At 65.3% G+C, this 17,508-nt stretch carries 17 protein-coding genes; 10 read left to right on the forward strand and 7 right to left on the reverse strand.

The window, feature by feature from the left end; translation table 11 throughout:
• Positions 1 to 324: 324 nt before the first annotated feature.
• On the reverse strand, positions 325 to 1,662 hold the full coding sequence (locus tag JZ792_RS42890; RefSeq protein ID WP_308165159.1) for a helix-turn-helix transcriptional regulator: 1,338 nt from the start codon (positions 1,660 to 1,662) through the stop codon (positions 325 to 327).
• Positions 1,663 to 1,819: 157 nt separating this feature from the next.
• Here JZ792_RS42890 and fdhA point away from each other — a divergent pair, with 157 nt between their 5' ends.
• Both fdhA and JZ792_RS05395 read left to right on the forward strand, forming a co-directional pair.
• The gene (fdhA, locus tag JZ792_RS05390; RefSeq protein WP_216907448.1) at positions 1,820 to 3,040 is read left to right on the forward strand and encodes a formaldehyde dehydrogenase, glutathione-independent; all 1,221 of its coding nucleotides are present in this window, start codon (positions 1,820 to 1,822) and stop codon (positions 3,038 to 3,040) included.
• Between the two features lie 42 nt (positions 3,041 to 3,082).
• Positions 3,083 to 3,484, forward strand: a complete 402-nt coding sequence (locus tag JZ792_RS05395) for a GlcG/HbpS family heme-binding protein (RefSeq protein WP_216907450.1) — start codon at positions 3,083 to 3,085, stop codon at positions 3,482 to 3,484.
• Between the two features lie 97 nt (positions 3,485 to 3,581).
• Here the strand turns inward: JZ792_RS05395 and eno are convergent, their stop codons facing one another.
• Genes eno through JZ792_RS05410 form a run of 3 tightly spaced genes read right to left on the reverse strand, consistent with a single transcriptional unit; the run spans position 3,582 to position 6,876 of the window.
• Positions 3,582 to 4,880 (reverse strand): phosphopyruvate hydratase, encoded by a 1,299-nt coding sequence (eno, locus tag JZ792_RS05400; RefSeq protein ID WP_216907452.1) that lies wholly within the window; start codon positions 4,878 to 4,880, stop codon positions 3,582 to 3,584.
• Positions 4,877 to 5,866, reverse strand: a complete 990-nt coding sequence (locus JZ792_RS05405; RefSeq protein ID WP_216907454.1) for a phosphotransferase family protein — start codon at positions 5,864 to 5,866, stop codon at positions 4,877 to 4,879. The genes eno and JZ792_RS05405 overlap by 4 nt, the downstream gene beginning before the upstream one ends.
• Positions 5,863 to 6,876, reverse strand: coding sequence for a C-terminal binding protein (locus JZ792_RS05410; protein ID WP_216907456.1), 1,014 nt, complete (start codon positions 6,874 to 6,876; stop codon positions 5,863 to 5,865). Before JZ792_RS05410 ends, JZ792_RS05405 begins: the two co-directional genes overlap by 4 nt.
• A gap of 197 nt (positions 6,877 to 7,073) precedes the next feature.
• On the opposite strand from JZ792_RS05410, the gene JZ792_RS05415 reads away from it, so the two are divergent.
• From JZ792_RS05415 to JZ792_RS05440, 6 genes are all read left to right on the forward strand, one after another.
• Complete coding sequence (locus JZ792_RS05415) at positions 7,074 to 8,009, forward strand: LysR family transcriptional regulator (RefSeq protein ID WP_216907458.1); 936 nt, start codon at positions 7,074 to 7,076, stop codon at positions 8,007 to 8,009.
• Between the two features lie 85 nt (positions 8,010 to 8,094).
• A complete protein-coding gene (locus tag JZ792_RS05420; protein ID WP_216907460.1) occupies positions 8,095 to 9,072 on the forward strand; it encodes a fumarylacetoacetate hydrolase family protein in 978 nt (325 codons plus the stop codon).
• Complete coding sequence (locus JZ792_RS05425; RefSeq protein ID WP_216907462.1) at positions 9,069 to 10,088, forward strand: amidohydrolase family protein; 1,020 nt, start codon at positions 9,069 to 9,071, stop codon at positions 10,086 to 10,088. Before JZ792_RS05420 ends, JZ792_RS05425 begins: the two co-directional genes overlap by 4 nt.
• Positions 10,089 to 10,180: 92 nt before the next feature.
• Positions 10,181 to 11,113: a flavin reductase family protein gene (locus tag JZ792_RS05430; protein WP_216907464.1), complete on the forward strand. Its 933-nt coding sequence runs from the start codon at positions 10,181 to 10,183 to the stop codon at positions 11,111 to 11,113.
• Positions 11,114 to 11,238: 125 nt separating this feature from the next.
• Complete coding sequence (locus tag JZ792_RS05435; protein ID WP_216907466.1) at positions 11,239 to 12,165, forward strand: VOC family protein; 927 nt, start codon at positions 11,239 to 11,241, stop codon at positions 12,163 to 12,165.
• A 42-nt stretch (positions 12,166 to 12,207) separates the two neighbouring features.
• On the forward strand, positions 12,208 to 13,341 hold the full coding sequence (locus JZ792_RS05440; RefSeq protein WP_216907468.1) for an FAD-dependent monooxygenase: 1,134 nt from the start codon (positions 12,208 to 12,210) through the stop codon (positions 13,339 to 13,341).
• Positions 13,342 to 13,727: 386 nt separating this feature from the next.
• Here the strand turns inward: JZ792_RS05440 and JZ792_RS42895 are convergent, their stop codons facing one another.
• Entirely contained in the window at positions 13,728 to 14,681 is a 954-nt protein-coding gene (locus JZ792_RS42895; protein WP_216907470.1) for an AraC family transcriptional regulator, read from the reverse strand.
• 140 nt (positions 14,682 to 14,821) lie between these two features.
• Between JZ792_RS42895 and JZ792_RS05450 the strand changes: the two genes are divergently transcribed.
• Positions 14,822 to 15,538, forward strand: coding sequence for an SDR family oxidoreductase (locus JZ792_RS05450; RefSeq protein WP_216907473.1), 717 nt, complete (start codon positions 14,822 to 14,824; stop codon positions 15,536 to 15,538).
• Between the two features lie 105 nt (positions 15,539 to 15,643).
• Here JZ792_RS05450 and JZ792_RS05455 read toward each other — a convergent pair whose 3' ends face one another.
• Positions 15,644 to 15,877, reverse strand: a complete 234-nt coding sequence (locus JZ792_RS05455) for a hypothetical protein (protein ID WP_216907475.1) — start codon at positions 15,875 to 15,877, stop codon at positions 15,644 to 15,646.
• Positions 15,874 to 16,029 carry a hypothetical protein gene (locus tag JZ792_RS05460; protein WP_216907477.1) on the reverse strand — a complete coding sequence of 52 codons (156 nt, stop codon included), beginning with the start codon at positions 16,027 to 16,029 and terminating at the stop codon, positions 15,874 to 15,876. The genes JZ792_RS05455 and JZ792_RS05460 overlap by 4 nt, the downstream gene beginning before the upstream one ends.
• Before the next feature lie 250 nt (positions 16,030 to 16,279).
• On the opposite strand from JZ792_RS05460, the gene JZ792_RS05465 reads away from it, so the two are divergent.
• Positions 16,280 to 17,053 (forward strand): PaaI family thioesterase, encoded by a 774-nt coding sequence (locus JZ792_RS05465; protein ID WP_308165161.1) that lies wholly within the window; start codon positions 16,280 to 16,282, stop codon positions 17,051 to 17,053.
• The last annotated feature ends 455 nt before the right edge of the window (positions 17,054 to 17,508 follow it).

The following is a 17,508-nucleotide window of genomic DNA, read 5'->3' on the forward strand; positions in this document are numbered from 1 at the left end:
CGTGACAGGCAGTAGCCGGGATGGCACTCATCCCCCGGCGCATGCTCGACATCCCCGGCATGCACGAAGGACTGCACGCCTACCCCTGCCCCGTCGATCTCGGACAACTGACCCAGGCGATGTGGTGGCATCCACTGTTCACCGACGAGCCCGAGCACCGTTTCCTGCGCACATTGATCCGGCACGTCGCACGACAGCTACCCACGCCCACGGGTAGCGCCCGGCACCGACCGCCGCTCAGCGACCCGGTCGGTCCCGATGTCACCCACAGGTCGAGGCGCTCGGTGGGCACGCCGCCGCGTGATCATCCACGTCAGCCGAACGTCACAGATGCCGCGGGGGAAAACCGGGTGTCAACGGCACTCTCGCTTCGAGCAGCCACGCGGCGGCCTCGGCTCGGGAGCCCACCCCGAGCTTGCGGTAAATATTCGAGATGTGGAATTTCACCGTATTCTCACTGATCCCCAACTGATCGGCGATCGCACGATTGCGCAGCCCCGCCGCGAGGTGGGCGAATACTTCGAGTTCGCGCGGACCCAACTCCCACAGCGATGAATTCTCACTGCGGACCGGTGGTGGGTCCAGCGGCATGACCACCGAGATCTCGCAACCCCAACCCCTCGTGGCCGTCAACCCGAGCTCTCCGTTGAGGGCGAGAACGCGTTGCCGCAGCGGCTGGAGCTGACTACTGTCCGCGCAGAGATCACCCGGGCCGTCGTCACGCACGTTGATCAGGAGATTCTTCCCGTCGCAATCCCATTGCACACGAACCCGCGTGACCCCGGGCTGGTCCACCGCGGTCAAGATCGCCCCCCGCACTACCGCCCGGGCCCCATGGGCGACCTCGCTGGGCAACGCGCGTCCATCGACCGGCGGTTCCACGAATTGGACATCGACGTCGCGATACCGCGTCAGCGGGCGCAAGTCGTCGCGTAACCGCTCGAACGCGGTGGTCACCGGCTCCTCGGCGAAATCGCGCAGTCGATCGTTGGTCGTCCGCAGGTTCACCATCGCCTCGGCCGCCAGGTTGGTCGCGGTCTGGCGCGCCACTCGGTCATCGAGCGCGGGCGATCGCAACACCGCCAGCAGCGACTCCAGGGTGGTCGACTGGACGTCGACGAGTTCGGCTGTCGCCTCGGCGCGGACCCGGGACGACGCCCGGGAGCCGATCAAGTAACTCGGAGAGGCCGCGCTGGCATGCTGCTGGATCCGCAGCGCGACGATCTCCCACACCAGACGGCAATGTTCGTCGAACTCGGACCCGACCGGCGATACCACGACGAGCAGCGCACCGGTTGTGGCCGATACCGCCAGTACCGGCCGGGGTCGCCCGGCCACGGGCGCCTCGTAGCGCCGAATATCCCCCGGCGACAACCCGTGTCTGATCGTCTCGAGTTCGGACAACGTCACACCGGCGACGATGGACTCGTCCCCGTACTGCTTGAACGGGTGCGCGACATCGTCCGCTGTATGGACTATCAGAGCCGAATGCGGAATACAGCTCGCCAGAACCGCGGCCAGATATTCGGCGACATCATCCAGCGGCGCGGCCGATATCGTCACCAACCCGCGCAGCATCGCAATCTCCGAGCGGGCGGGTATTACCTCGACCGGCCGCGCCTCGCCTGCCTCGGCGGAGTCGGCCTGTCCGGAAAGCGACACATGCCCACTCTAGGACCACCGCGACCGCACTCGAACTACCCGTTCGGGTAGGTGAGGCCGTTCAGAATGGCGATCCCGCCACCGGAACAGGTCGGCCAGGATTCATCGAGGGGAGCAGAATTCTCCGAAAAGCACACGACCGAGAAAGGGAGCATCCATGTCAGGAAACAGGGCCGTCGCCTACAAAGGTCCCGGCGTCGTCGAGGTCATCGATATCGACTATCCGACGTTCGAACTGAAAGACGGCCCCGGTGTAAACCCGGCCAACATCGGCCGGAAATTGCCCCACGGGGTCATCCTCAGAACAGTTGCGACCAATATCTGCGGTTCCGACCAGCACATGGTGCGAGGACGGACGACCGCACCGATCGACTTGGTTCTCGGCCACGAAATCACCGGCGAGGTAGTCGAAATCGGCCCCGACGTGGAATTCGTAGAGATCGGCGACATCGTGTCGGTCCCGTTCAACATCTCCTGCGGACGGTGCCGCAACTGCAAGACCGGCAAGACCGGCATCTGCCTCAACGTCAACCCGGACCGCCCCGGGAGTGCTTACGGCTACGTCGACATGGGCGGCTGGGTCGGCGGCCAAGCCGAGTACGTCCTCGTGCCCTACGCCGACTGGAACGTACTCAAATTCCCCGACCGTGACCAAGCCCTGGAAAAGATCCTGGACCTCACGACCCTGTCCGACATCTTCCCCACCGGATTTCACGGCGCGGTGACCGCGGGCGTCACCGTCGGATCAACGGTATACATCGCTGGAGCGGGCCCGGTCGGCCTGGCCGCCGCCGCAGGCGCACAACTCCTGGGCGCGGCGGTCGTCATCGTCGGCGACCTCAACAACGACCGACTCGCCCAGGCACACAGCTTCGGTTGCGAGACAATCGATGTCGGCGCAGGCAGCATCGAAGACCAACTCGAGCAACTGCTCGGCGTACCGGAGGTCGACGCCGCGGTCGATGCGGTCGGATTCGAGGCCCGCGGCCACGGGCACGGTGCAGCCGCGCAGGAAGCACCCGCCACCGTGCTGAATTCTCTGATGGAAATCACCTCGGCCGGAGGCTCCATCGGCATTCCCGGGCTGTACGTCACCGGGGATCCGGGCGCGGCCGACGCCGCGGCGAAAACAGGATCTCTGTCGCTGAGTTTCGGCACCGGATGGGCCAAATCCCTGTCGTTCGCCACCGGCCAATGCCCGGTCATGAAATACAACCGTCAGCTCATGCAAGCCATCCTGCACGACAAGGTACAGATCGCCAAGGCCGTCAACGCCGCCGCGATCCCCCTCGAGGAGGCACCCCGCGGCTACGCCGAATTCGACGCGGGCGCGGCCACCAAATACGTCCTCGACCCCAACGGGTACATCACGGCCTGAACAGGCAACGCCCGAAATCCACCCGGACAGCAAGGAACCCTCATGTCAGCACTGACCCTCGCCGAGGCTCTTACGATCATCGCCGCCGCGGAAAAGCGAGCCATCGAGATCGGCCAGCCCATGAATATCGCCGTCGTCGACGCCGGTGGCAATCTCATCGCCCACGTCCGCCAGGACCGAGCCTGGATCGGCAGCATCGACATCTCGATCAACAAGGCGTGGACCTCCCGCGCCTTCGACATCCAGACCAAAGATCTCGGCGACAATTCCCAACCGACACAGCAGTTCTTCGGAATCCACGCCACCAACGCCGGACGCGTCACCATCTTCGCTGGCGGCGTGCCCCTCACTCGCGACGGAGTCGTCGTCGGCGGTCTCGGCGTCAGTGGCGGCTCCGGTGAGCAGGACCAGACCGTGGCCGAAGCGGGACTCGCAGCACTCTAGGCGCAGACGATCGGGCCATCGCCGTTCCGAAATATGTCGCACTCACCGTCCGGCGAACAGCCACACCATGGTCGGCACGGGTCGGCCGAGCCAGGCTCTACCCGATACCGCTGAAAGCCAAAGCTGCCGCGCCGAGGTACTCGGCCTCGGCGCCCAGCTCGGCCTCGATCCGCAGTATCCGGTTCCACTTGGCCGTGCGTTCGGAGCGGGTCGTCGAGCCGACCTTGATCTGCCCGGTGCGCCAACCGATGGCCAGGTCGGCCAGCCAGCTGTCCTCGCTCTCCCCGGACCGAGCCGACAGCACGGTGGCATAGCCGGCGGCGTGTGCCTGACGAACGACGCCGCGGGCGTCATCGAGGGTGCCGGTCTGGTTCGGCTTGACCAGAACCGCGTTGGCGACGCCTTCGGTGATGCCGCGACGCAGGCGTCGCTGGTCGGTGACGAACAGATCGTCACCGAGAAGTTGCCTGCCGGAGAGATGCTCGGTCGCGTGGCGCCATCCGTCCCAGTCATCCTCGGCGAGTGCGTCTTCCACAGAGACGATCGGATAGTGCGCACACCAGCCGACGAGTTCCGCGACCAGTTCGACCGCGTCCAGTTCGCGCCGCTCGGCGGCCAGTAGGTAGCGGCCGTCGGACTGGTGGAACTGTGTCGCTGCGACGTCGATGGCGATTCCGATATCGTCGCCCGGGCGCAATCCAGCGCGGACGATGCCCTCGATCAGCACATCCAATGCCGCACGGTTGCTCGGCAGCCGAGGACCGAGCCCGCCCTCGTCCGCGACCAGGGCCACGTTGTGCCCGCGATCGGCGAGAACCTCGGCGGTCCCCGCCCGTACGCGCGCAGACCACTCCACGGCCTCGGCAAACGATGTCGCGCCCAGCGGGACGGCGAGAAAGTCCTGCACGTCGATCGAGCGTCCGGCATGGGCGCCACCGGAGATGACATTGATCATCGGCAACGGTAGCAGGGGCGCGGCGCCCGGCTCTGCTACCGCTCGATACAGCGGAAGCCTCCTGGCGTCCGCGGCGGCCACCGCATTCGCCACCGAAACAGCGAGAACAGCGTTCGCGCCCAGCCTTCCGAGGTCCACCGAACCGTCGGCGGCGCGCAGAGCGGCGTCGACGGCTGGTTGGTCGACGGCGTCGAGCCCACGAACGGCATCGCCGATCTCGCCCATCACGTTCGCGACCGCACCGCGAACACCATTGCCGCCGTACCGCACTCCCCCATCACGGAGTTCGCGTGCTTCGTGGCGCCCCGTCGAAGCACCCGAGGGCACCGTCGCCTCCCCCTTTGCGCCTCCCGACAGCCGCACCTCGCACCCCACCGTGGGCTTTCCTCTCGAATCCAAGGCCTCCCAGGCGAAGAGGCCGGTGATGGTGGTATCGGTCATGAAGAGAGCTCCCAGATATCGGTGACGGTTACGGGTGGATTCATCAGAAGGCGGCGCGCCCATGTCCTGGCACGGTCGCGGGCGGCGTCGTCGAGGTACTCCACAGGACTCTTGCCATCGACCCTTGCCAGCAGCAGGCAGCCGGTTTGACGGATGAGCTGTTCCGGATCGAGGTCGATCGCGGCATCGTGTGTTCGAGTGAGCGCATCCAGAAAAACTCGAGCCGCGGCCGCGTATCCCGGTGCCACCACGGGGCGATGCAGAGTCTTGAGCAGCAGGTGCCCGAGAATCCAGGCCGGGTCGAAGGTCGGATCTCCGAGATGGGCGACTTCCCAGTCGATGACCCACAGGTCAGCCCCGTCCGGGTCGACCAGCACGTTCTTGGGGGTGTAGTCCCCGTGCACCAGACATACCGCCGCCTGATCCATCGCCGAGACGGTCCGGTCGATCGGGACCGCGAGATCGGGATGGCGATCGCGAACAGCACGGTGAAACGGGTCAAGGCGCAGTTGCACGAACGCGGTGCGATCGGCGAAATCGGCGGCGACGACGGCATTCCCGGCCGTCTCCCGCTGCCAGATCCCCAGAGCGCGACCCAGTTGCTCGGCGATGTGCTGGTGCACGACACCATCGAGCAGCATTTCTTTCCACGTGCGCCAGCGGTGCGGGGCCCGCTCGATCACCAGGTATCCGTCATCGAGATCGAGAACCCGTGGCACCCGATCCGCGATCACACTCCCGGCGACTCGCAATGCCCGGCCTTCGGTATCGAGCCGGGCCGGATCGGCGAGCCAGGTTTGCTCGACCCGCAGTCGGTCGAGCGCGCGTTTGACCACGAAATCGCACCGTTGCCCCCGCACTGCGACAACATCGTTGGAGACGCCCCCGGTCAGTGGTCTGATGTCGATATCGTCATCGGCGTCGATCAGTCCGCGTTCGAGCAGATGGACTGTCAGCGCCCTGCTGTCGGTGGCAGCCGCGGTCACGACCGCGGCTCCAGGTCCGCGCGCAGCGCAGAGCTGGACAGAACATCGGGATTCACGACATCCCCCGGCAGGCGTCCGCGCAGCACATCGGCGACATTGGTGGCGGCGCGACGAGCCAGTTCAGCAAGCGAGCCGTCCGAGGAGAACGCGATGTGTGGGGTCAGCACGACATCGTCGCGCGTGCGCAACGGGTGGTGGGGCGGAAGTGGTTCCGGGTCGGTGACATCCAATCCCGCTCCGGCGATCTCTCCGGCAACCAGCGCGTCGACCAGAGCGCCGGTATCGACCAGCGGTCCCCGCGCGGTGTTGAGCAGTAGCGCGGTGGACTTCATCGCGCTCAGCTCGGGAGCGCCGATGAGATGGTGCGTGTCGGCGGTGAGGGGAACGTGCAGCGAGACGATGTCGGCCACAGCGAGCAATTCGGCGAGCGACCCGGCCACACGCACACCGACGGGCACGGCGCCGGATCGGGACAGGGCCACAACATCCATCCCGAGTGCTCGGGCTCGCGGCACCAGGGCCCGCCCAATCACGCCGAGGCCGACCAGGCCGAATACCTTGCCGCGCAATCGCATCGGTGTGCCGACCGACTTGCCGTCCCAGTCTCCCGCGGCGAGTTGCCGTGTCAGTGGAACCAGCTTGCGCGCCAGAGCGAGAACCTGTAGCAGCGTGTGGTCGGCGACTTCCTCCGCGCAGTAGTCCGGCACGTTGCTGACCAGAATGCCGAGCCGGGTCGCGTGCGCGACGTCGATGTTGTCCACGCCTACGCCGTAGCGTGCCACGGTGCGACAGCGCGGTGCCGCGTCGAGTACCTCGGCGGGCACCTTCGCGAAGCAAGTGAGGATGGCGTCGACGTCCTCGGCGAGCCGAACGAGCTCATCGGCATCGCCGCGCTCGGCGACGATCACGTCCGCGTCGACACCGGAGAGCACATCGGTTTCGATCGCGAGATCCGGCCAGGTGTAGTCGGTGACCAGTACTCGGGCGCGTTGCCCCGGAGCAGACCTCATAGCGACCTCCTTGTCATCTCGCGTTCCGATGCTAGGGAGTCCCCGATCACCGCGGAAATACACAGCGCGGTTGTCAGGCATAAATGCAGCGCATACCCGCTCTCGGCACGGCGGTAAGCCTCCGACTGTCGGGTACTGTGACGGCTCACACAGATGCGTGACGGCGACACAGCCGTCGGAGTGGTTGGTGGTGACTGATGAAGCTCGGACAAGTCGACCTGAATCTTCTCGTTGTTCTCGACGCGCTGCTGCGCGAGCAAAATGTCACCCGTGCCGCCGAACGGCTACACATGACCCAGCCCGCCACCAGCACCGCTTTGTCACGGCTACGCAGGGTTCTCGGCGACCCGCTGCTGATCAAGCAGGGCAGACACATGCGGCTGACGCCCCGCGCGGAGTCGCTGATCGAACCGGTGCGCGATGTCCTCGCCACCATCGAGCAGACGATCGTGCGTCCGACAGAATTCGACCCGGCATCGAACCGTCGCGTGTTCACTCTGTGCGCGAGCGACTACATCGGCGTCGTACTGATCCGGCCGCTACTGGGCAGGATCGCGAGCCTGGCGCCCGACATCAGATTGAATTTGACGTCGATACACGAGAGATACCTCAACGCCCTGCGCCGCGACGAAGTGGACCTCGCGATCCTGCCCGATCGGTTGACCGGGATAGATCGCCTCATCGAATGTTCCAGTATCCCGGTGCTGTCGGACAGATTCGTCGGAGCCGTGTGGGCCGAGCATCCATGCGCCGGTGAGCGACTGTCGGCAGAGCTGCTGTCGGAATATCCGTATCTGGCCTATGAACCACCCGCCGGGTACAGCGTCATCGAGGAGGATCTCGAGCAGACAGGCATCCCACGACGGGTCGAGGCCACCGTCACCAACTTCACACTCCTCCCATTCATGCTCGCCCGAACCCAACTGGTCACCGTCGTGCCCGAGCGGCTCGGCCGTCGCGTCGCGGCCGCCGCCGAAATCACGCTGCTGGAACCGGACATCGAATTCCGGCCGCTGCGCCAATCCGCCTACTGGCACTCACGTCACGACGCCGATCCCGGGCATCGCTGGCTGCGCGAACAACTCCTCTCCACCGCCCACAGCGAAGCCCTCGATCCCGCATCGACCAACTGACTCGTATACCTCGTATTCAGAGAGACTATTTCCGGGCCTGTGCCTCAAGTCACTAGCGTCGATCTCAGAGCGAGAGGAGCGCCCAGTGACGCGTTGGGTAGAGGGTTACGCCCTCGGCACGTTCACCGACGGGATCGACCAGTTCGCTGGGCTGATCACCGGAGACCGAGTGCTACGTTTCGAGCCCGACCGGTTGGTCAAGGGCCCCGCAACGGTGCGAAGCCTATTGGAGAACTGGGAATTCGTCCGGTCACGATTGCCCGACCTGGTCGAGTCCGCTCTCGGCGCCGACGGAATTCCTCTGTCGGAGCTCCGCGTACAGGCTCCTCTCGAGCCGCGTCAGATCTTTCAGGCAGGCGCGAACTACCGCACCCATGTCGCCGAGATCATGATTTCGGGACGCGCGGCCGACGACGAGCGCTCACCGGACGAGCTGCGCCGCGCCGCCGAGGAAATGATGGACGAGCGAGCGCGCATCGGCAGCCCGTTCTTTTTCGCCGGCCTGCCCGCGGCCATCTGCGGCCCCGACGACGATGTACTCCTGCCGCCCGAATCCGCTCAGGTCGACTGGGAAGTGGAGCTGACGATCGTCGTCGGCGCGACCGCGCGGCGAGTGACACGCGAGCGGGCAATGGACTACGTCGCGGGCTACACGGTGTGCAACGACATCAGCGCGCGCGACCTCCAATTTCCGGTCGAACACCAACCGCTCGGCGGGGACTGGATGCGAGCCAAGAACCGTCCGACCTTCCTTCCCACCGGACCGTTCGTCGTACCCGCCGAACTCGTCGGCGACTATCGCGATCTGGAATTGACTCTGGATCTCAACGGCGAACGCAAACAACAGGATACCGCCGATCACCTGCTTTTCGACGTCCCCACTCTGATCGCTGCCGCGTCGGCGGCGACCACCTTGTATCCCGGCGATCTGATACTTACCGGTAGCCCGGCAGGAAACGGGGGACGGTGGCAGCGCTGGTTACGCCCGGGGGACCTCATCGAGGCCTCCATCACCGGGCTGGGCAGCCAACACAACACCTGCGTCACGGAGATCATCCGATGAACCCGACCCTGGACGTCCACGCTCATGTCGTAATTTCCGCCGCGGACGCCGTACTGGCCGACGAGCCCGGATTCATCCGGCAACGCGCCGAGGATGCTCGCGGAGCGGGGGTCACCTCCGCCGCGGTCAACCGCGAACAGATCGTGGCGCTCACGCCCGCACTCACCGATCCCTTAGCCCGACTGTCGAGAATGGATGCTTCCGGCATCGACATCCAACTCGTCAGCCCGATGCCCATGCACCATTACTGGGCGGACCGAGCCGTCGCGGACCGTTTCGGTCAACTCACCAACGAGGGCGTACTCGCCCATTGCGCCGCCGCCCCGGATCGACTGATCGGACTGGGCACCGTACCGCTACAGCACCCCGACCTCGCGGTGGCTTTACTCACCCGTGCCATGGCCAACGGGCTGCGCGGCGTCGAGGTATCGACCGATGTGGCGGGACGGGGATTGGCGGATCCGCTGTTGGAACCGTTCTGGAGCAGGGCTGAGCAACTCGGCGCCGTCGTCTTCATCCACCCCTGGGGGTGCACCCTGGGTGAACGCCTCGCCACCGCCTACCTTTCCAACATCATCGGACAGCCGATGGAAACCACCATCGCACTCTCGCATCTGATCTTCTCCGGCCTGCTCGACCGCCATCCGGGACTGCGGATCCTCGCTGCCCACGGCGGCGGCTATCTACCGTACTATCTCGGACGCGGTGACCATGCCTGGCACGCACGCCCCGACTCGCATACCTGCTGCGATGAACCAAGCTCCTACCTACCCCGACTGTGGTTCGATTCGCTGGTCTACACACCGGACGGGCTGCGCGCCCTGGTATCGGCGGTCGGTGCCGAACGTGTCCTGATCGGCACCGACTATCCCTTCGATATGGGCGTCGAAGACCCACTCGATCGTCTCGCCGCGGCCGCGTTGGATGCCACGTCCGAGGCGGCGATCCGCAGCGGAAACGGAACCGCGCTACTCGGGCCACTCCCCGCTCCCGCACATCTCGAGGTCACCGCGTGACATCCGCCCCCGGCCGATGCGACGACAGCCGTGAACCAGGTTCCCGCGGCCGGAACCGGCGTGGCCATCCGCAGTCACTACCCCGCTGACCCATGATGCTCGACCTGGTAGTGCTGGCCAAGCGCACAGTCGCCGATCGAATGGTCGAACTCGTCCTCAGCTCGCCGGACGGCACCGACCTACCCGCGTGGCCTCTGGGTGCGCATATCGACCTCGTGTTACCGCAGAGCCGGATCCGTCCCTATTCGCTGTGCGGTGATCCCGCCGATCGAACTCGGTGGCGCGTACTGGTGCGACATGAGCATTTCCACCAGAACAGCACCGAAGCCAGCGCCTCGCGATACATTCACGACCATCTCGCGCCCGGCGATCGAATCGGTTGCCGCGGACCTCACGACCGGTTCCGGCTCGTCGGCGCGAGCAGTTTCGCCTTCCTCGCCAGCGGCGCCGGGATCGCCGCGCTACTACCCATGGCACGAGCGATCGCCGCTGCGCGCATCTACCCGTGGTCACTCGTTTACATGTCGCGTGATGACGAAGAAGGCCCGTTGCACGAGGAAGTGTCATCTCTCGGCCCGGGTGCGACAGTCGTGTCGAAGTACGACCTCGATCGCACCTTCGCCGCAGCCGCCCCGGGCGCGGCCGTATACGTCTGTGGCGGGAGCAATCTGGTCGACCGAGCCGAAGTCGCCGCGGCACAGCATCCGAGGGTGAGCCTGCACCGACAACGGTTCGACGCACCATCGCGTACGGGCGGCCCGTCATGCGACGTCCTGCTCGCTCGGCGCGGCGAGCGAATTCACGTACCCGCTGAAACCTCGCTGCTCACCGCCCTTCGCGCCAACGGAATCGATGTGCCATTCTCGTGCGGCGCCGGCATCTGTGGCGCCTGCGTCGTAGCGGTGCTCAGCGGCCGAGTCGAGCATCGCGACTCCATCCTGACGCGCGCAGAACGCGACGCCGGCTCACAGGTCGTCACCTGTGTATCCAGGGCCGCCGACCATCACCTGACCTTGGACCTTTGACGAACCATCTCGAATCTCGAATGCGAGCAATCGAAAACAATTATTTCCGCGACCACCTCCCCGAGCCATACGGTCGTTGTTAGGACTTGCGTCACATTGTGGCGAAACACCATAGGAGATAAGGCATGAGCGAAATCGCGAAGCTCGGCTATGTGGGAATCGAATCCCCGACCTACGAAAAATGGCGCACCTGGGCCCCCGAGGTACTCGGCTGCATGCTCGGCCCCGATGGAGACGACGGGGCGGTCCGGGTCAAGATCGATGAAGCCGACTATCGACTCTCCCTTCATCCCGGCGAACAACACAAACTTGCCTATGTAGGGTGGGAGGTCCTCTCACACCGCGATCTCGATGCTGCCATGGCTCGCCTGGAGAAGGCCGGCGCCAAGCCCGAATTCGCGGACATCGAGGTCGCCGCATCCCGCGGAGTCGACAAGTTGGTGCGATTCGAGGACCCCTTCGGACAACCGTACGAACTTTTCTGCTACCAGGAATCCGGGTATCGGGACTGGAACCCACCGCGTCCGCACGCCGGATTCGTCACCGGCGACCAAGGGTTGGGGCATGTGGTCTTCGCGGTACCCGACGTACGCAAGGCCGTCGACTTCCACCTCGACGCGATGGGCTTTCAGACCAGTGACATCATCACCCTCAACCCGCCCATGGGGGAAATGTGGTTCCTGCGAGCTAATCCCCGCCACCACAGCGTCGCCTTCGTGGAAGTACCGAATTCACTCGGATTGCACCATGTGTACCTCGAGTCGAAAAGTTTCGACGACGTCGGATACTCCTATTTCGATGTACTCGGTGGCGACGAGTGCCCCGACCTGCTGATGAATCTGGGGCGCCATATCGGCGACCAAGTCATCTCCTACTACCTCCATTCCCCGGCCGGCTTCTTCATCGAATACGGATGGGGCGGTTTGGAAATCGATGATCTGGAACGCAGGTCACCCCTGTTCATCAACTTGCGCAAAGGCAAGCGACCGGAGATGTGGGGCCACAAATTCCGATTCCAGCCGAACGAAGCCGTTCACCCCTACGAGTCCTGACCCGGTTCCACCAGAACCACCCTGCCTGGAGGAAGGGCAACGATGCCTGCAATCAACAACGTCCTGGTCGTCGGCGGTGGCACTGCCGGCGCCGCCGGTGCGATCCTGCTCGCCGAAGCGGGCGTCACGGTCGATCTGATCGAGATCAACCCCGACATCACGGCCTTGGGATCAGGAATAACTCTGCAAGGCAACGCCTTGCGAGTCCTGAACCAACTCGGAATCTGGGAGCGAATCAGCCGAGCCGGATACGTCCAGGAAGATTGGCTCGGCCTGCGAGCTCCCGACGCCGAGGGCACGCTGCTGGCCCGGGTTCCCTCCACACGCACCGGTGGACCGGATCTGCCCGCCACCCTCGGCATCGATCGACCGACCCTCGCGCGTATTCTCATCGAACGCGTCGCGGAACTGCCGATCCGGGTACGTACCGGACTCACCTTCACCGACCTGGTGCAGCAGCCGGACTCGGTCACAGCACATTTCTCGGACGGCTCGGTGGGCACCTACGACCTGGTGATCGGCGCCGACGGCGTCCGCTCCCACACGAGGCGATATCTCGGAATCGACGCCGAGATTCGAAGTACCGGCCTAGGCGCGTGGCGAGCGATCGTCCCGCGACCGGAATCGATCACGCACACCGAGGTCTGCTACGGCGGCCCCTCCTACATCGCAGGCTTCGGCCCTATCAACGAGCACGAAATGTATGCGTTCTTCACCGAGGACGCCCAAGACCGCACGGCCCTCACCGCCGACGAACGCCTCGCTGTCATGCGTCGATTCGCAGAGAAGTACCACGGCCCCTGGGATGTGATACACCCGACCCTGACCGAGACCTCGCGTGTCCACTACACATGGTTCGAGTCCTATCTCGCCGAAGGCCCCTGGCACCGTGGCCGGGTCGTACTCATCGGTGACGCCGTGCATACCTGCCCGCCAACCGTCGCTCAAGGGGCTGCCATGGCGCTCGAGGACGCCCAGGTCTTGGCAGAACTCCTGCTCGGCAACGACGTGCTCGATGACGCATTGCTGAACGGATTCGCAGTCCGTCGCCTCGCACGCGTCCGCCCGGTCATCGAAGCGACACTGCAGATCGTGGAATGGGTGCTCGCCCACGAGCACAGCGATATCCCGAGGCTGATGGCCGAAGTCGCGACGATCGTCACCGAACCCGCATGACCGAGCCAGGAATCCGGTTCGTGTGCCGATGGCTCGGCGCACGATTGCACTTCCTCATCCCCCTGATCCATTCGGCTCCCGGAAGCTTCGGTCCGACGTCATGTGATGTCGGACCGGTGAATTCGATGCAGAGAGTAAGAATTGCCCAGGGTGTCGAGGTGAATCTCGACGGTGTGTGGCTGACTTGTGGTGACGGGTAGTACTGGTCGTGGACGCTCTCCTCGCGAGCACTGTTCACCACACCGATTCGATCCCGACGCTTCGAGGACGTGGTCGAAGGCATCGAATCTCTTCCCCAGCAACATCTCTCATCGAAGCAGGGCGGGCGCGCGTGCTTCGTCGCTTCGGCTTCGCCCTGATGTCCGAGACCGTCACTCGGCGCTGTCTCACCGTCCGTTGTCTCCGCGTGGTTCCTCGCCTGCCGTCGTGACCTGCTTGCGGTAGGCCCCGGGCGCCGATCCGAAATGTCGTTTGAAAGCTTTGGCGAAGGCGAATTCCGAGGTGTACCCCGTGTGCTGCGCGATCGCGCTCAGCGGGGTCTGCGATCGGTGCAGCAACCGCGCCGCGGTGGCCATCCGCCAGTTCGTCAGGTACGTCAACGGCGGCTCGCCGACCACCGAGGCGAAGCGGCGAGCAAACGCCGCACGGGACAGCCCGGCTCGGATACCCAGCGATTCCACGGTCCAGGGATGGCCGGGATCGTCGTGGATCGCCTTCAGGGCCGGGGCGACTACCGGGTCGGTCAGCGCGGCCGCCCAACCCCGCGTCTGCTCCTTCGGTAGTTCGGCGTACCACGACCGCAGGATGTACAGCAGCAGTAGATCGACAAGCGCCGTGACGACCGCGTCCGAGCCCGGTTGCGGCGCATGGAACTCGGCGCACAGCTGATCGACCGTCGAGCGCAGCACCGGGTGGCGGCCGGGAACCGCGGGCAGGTGGATGAGCTCCGGTAGATCGCTGAACAGCGGATGCGGACGATCGACGTCGATCGCGTAGGCGCCGCACACCAGCACCGTGCGCGGGCCCGGGCCGTCCACGGTGACCTGGCCGATCGGCGAGGAACGGTCCACACGCTCGGGCACGAAGTCCACCGGCTCACGGCCCGGCACGTCGCACAATGTGTGCCCGCTGCCGCGCCGCAAGAACACGATGTCGCCGGGCCCGAGCGCGAGCGGTCGGCCGTGCGGTGGCAGCACATGGCCGTGCCCTTCCACGACCACGTGGAATCCGGCTCCAGAGATGGGTTGGAACGTCAGGGCCCACGGGGCGTGCGCGTCGGTGCGTGTCACCATCGGGCGACCCGTGCGCAGGACTTCGAGGGTGTCGCTGAGGATGTCCACAGCACCACTCTAACTCCCACCTGACAAGACGATATGACATGGAATCAAGACTTCAAGGCATTCATCATCTCGATGTGCAGGCGTATGTTTTGGCTTGTCAGTTGCCGAATCGGCACTGCATCGACGAAGGAATGGATCCCATGTCTCTGGCTGGTAAGAAGATCGTGATCATCGGTGGAACCTCCGGCATCGGTTTCGCGGTAGCCCGACAGGCAGCGGCGGCCGGGGCGGACGTCGTGGTCGCCTCCAGTAATCAGCACCGCGTGGACGCCGCGGCGAAGCGACTCGGCGCTCCGGCCGAAGGCCGACCCTTGGACGTCGCCGACGGCGACGCCATCGCCGAATTCTTCGAGCAGATCGGGGAATTCGACCACCTCGTCTACACCGCGGGTGAATCTCTGCTGATCAAGCCGGTGGTCGACACCACCCCACAGGAGGCCAGGGCCGTCTTCGAACGCCGTTTCTGGGGCGCGTTCCTCTCCGCCAAGTACGCCGCACCGCGGCTGCGCGACGGCGGCTCGATCACTTTCAGCTCCGGCGTCCTCGCGATCCGCCCGCTGTCCGGTACCGCGCTGGCGGCAGGTATCACCGGCGGAATCGAGGCCCTGTCCCGGGCACTCGCCGTCGAACTCGCCCCCCTGCGCGTCAACGTGATCCAGCCCGGTGTGATCCGCACCGAACTGTGGGACGGTACTGTCTCGGACCCGGAGGCCTTCCTCCGGGGCGCCGGGTCCGAACTGCTCACGCGGCGTGTCGGCACCGCCGAGGAAGCCGCATCGGCCTATCTCTTCGTCGTGGCCAACGCCTACGTCACCGGCACCACGCTCGCGATAGACGGCGGCGCGGCACTGGTCTGACATGACCGGGCCGGTCGGGTCAGCCACACACCGACCACCAGAACGACCAGACATCCGGTGATGATCAGCGGATTGGGGCCTGAGCGCATCGGTAATCGTGGGTTCTCACGAGATGGTCGGGATATGGCGTAGTCCCGCGCCGGCCGCGCCGTGCGTCAGATGGTCGAGGCCGAATGCGGTGACCGGGTCGAGTGCTCCGGTGCCGCGCACCTCTGCCGCGGCGGCCTGCCTCGCTGCCCAGGCGATGAAGTCGGCGGTGAATGTGTAGCCGTCAGCCCCTTCCAGGCGAGTTCGTTGGAGTCGTTGATCGGTGCGCGAGAACGCCTCGGCGATGATCACGGTGGAACGACCTGATGGACGGTGCCGAACCGTACGATCACCTCCGAAGTCCATCGGGCGACCGCGACACGGTCGGCCACGTCGACCATCTCGGTATGAACTTGCGCACCTGCCGCTTTCACGAGCCGCGCGGTTTTCGCGAGCCCGCTCACATCGACATCGGACAGCGCCAACTCGGCGCCTCACGCGGCCGAGCCCAAGACCAGTGCTCGCCCGGTTCCCGATCCAGACCGGCGCCTCGGTTCGACCTCGACGAGAGGCCTATCGCTGCCACGGCCCGCCGAACTCTGAATGTTCAAAAAATTGACTAATGATTCAATTCGATCTAGTTTAATTCATCGAACTCTGGGATCAGTTTGCGCGCCGCGATGCCAGAGCGGTCGGCGTATTCGAGGAGAAATCGTGACGAGTGTGACCGGCAGCCTGGACAAGCACGGACAGATCATTCGCGAACTGGCATTCGTGACCCGGCGGGTGGGCGAGGAACTCCACGGCACCGCGGAGATCACCCCCGAGATGCATGTGCCCGGCACCGACATCCTCCGCACCTCGGTGCTCGCGACCTGGGCCGACACCGTCGCCGGCCTGCTGGCCTCGCTGGTGATGGGCCCACGCGTCCCGGTGACGCTCGAACTCGACGTCAACCTGTATCGCCCCGCGCCCAGTGCGGGCACGGTGCACGCGGTGGGACGGGTCGTCAAGGTCGGCCGCTCGGTCTTCGTCGCCGAATTCGAGTTCAGCGTCGATGCCGTGCCGATCGCAGTCGGGGCGGCCTCCTTCATGGTCGCGCCGAACCCGGATGTCCAACTGCCGCCGACATTGAGCGTCGAACTCCCGCCCACCCCGGACCGACTGCCGATCCCGCTCGCCGAACGTGCGCGCTGCGAACGCCTCAGCCCCGGAAAGGTTGTGCTGCCGCATTCCATCGAGGCGCTCAATGCCTCCGACACGATCAACGGCGGACTCATCGCCCTGGCCGCCGAGGAAGCCGTGCTCTCCCTCGCCCCCGGCGACAGCCTCAGCTTCCTGGGCCTGCGCTATCTCCTCGGCGCCAGGGTCGGCCCGGTCATCGCCTCGGCCCGCCTGCACGAGGGCCTCGGGCGAGTCGAACTGCGCGACACCGGCAACGACAACCGCCTCACCACCCTGGCCACCGCCCGCATCTTCGGCCGCTGACCACCACGGCCCATCGAGGGATTCCCACCCCCGGCATCCCTGTACGAGGAGCTCGTTCTCGTTCCTCAGGTTCGACAAACTGCGCCGGAACGTCCGAACGATTGTTCCGCTCAGCTGCCGGCCGGCCGGCGCTGTCGACGGGCTGCGTTCGACACCCATTCATCGAAGACGTCACCACAGCACGAAAACGGCGGCCGGCAATAACCATTGGTTGTCGCGATGGCCGTTGGACTCGGGTGTGATGTTCAGCCAGTACCCGCCGAACTCACGTGATGCAGGACTCGCTGCGCACCGGCCCAGGTGCGACCAACGCTGACCGACAGGCGAAGTTGGCTTCGCCACTGACATCGACGAGAGGGAATTGGTCCAGAACCTGGGCGGGGACGAGTAGTGGCGCGCCTTTCTTGTCGGCACGAAGCCGCGGTTCACCAGCCGCCCTCGAAGAATGCAAGAAG

The sequence above is a fragment of the Nocardia noduli genome (assembly GCF_019038455.1).
Taxonomy (GTDB): Bacteria; Actinomycetota; Actinomycetes; order Mycobacteriales; family Mycobacteriaceae; genus Nocardia; species Nocardia noduli.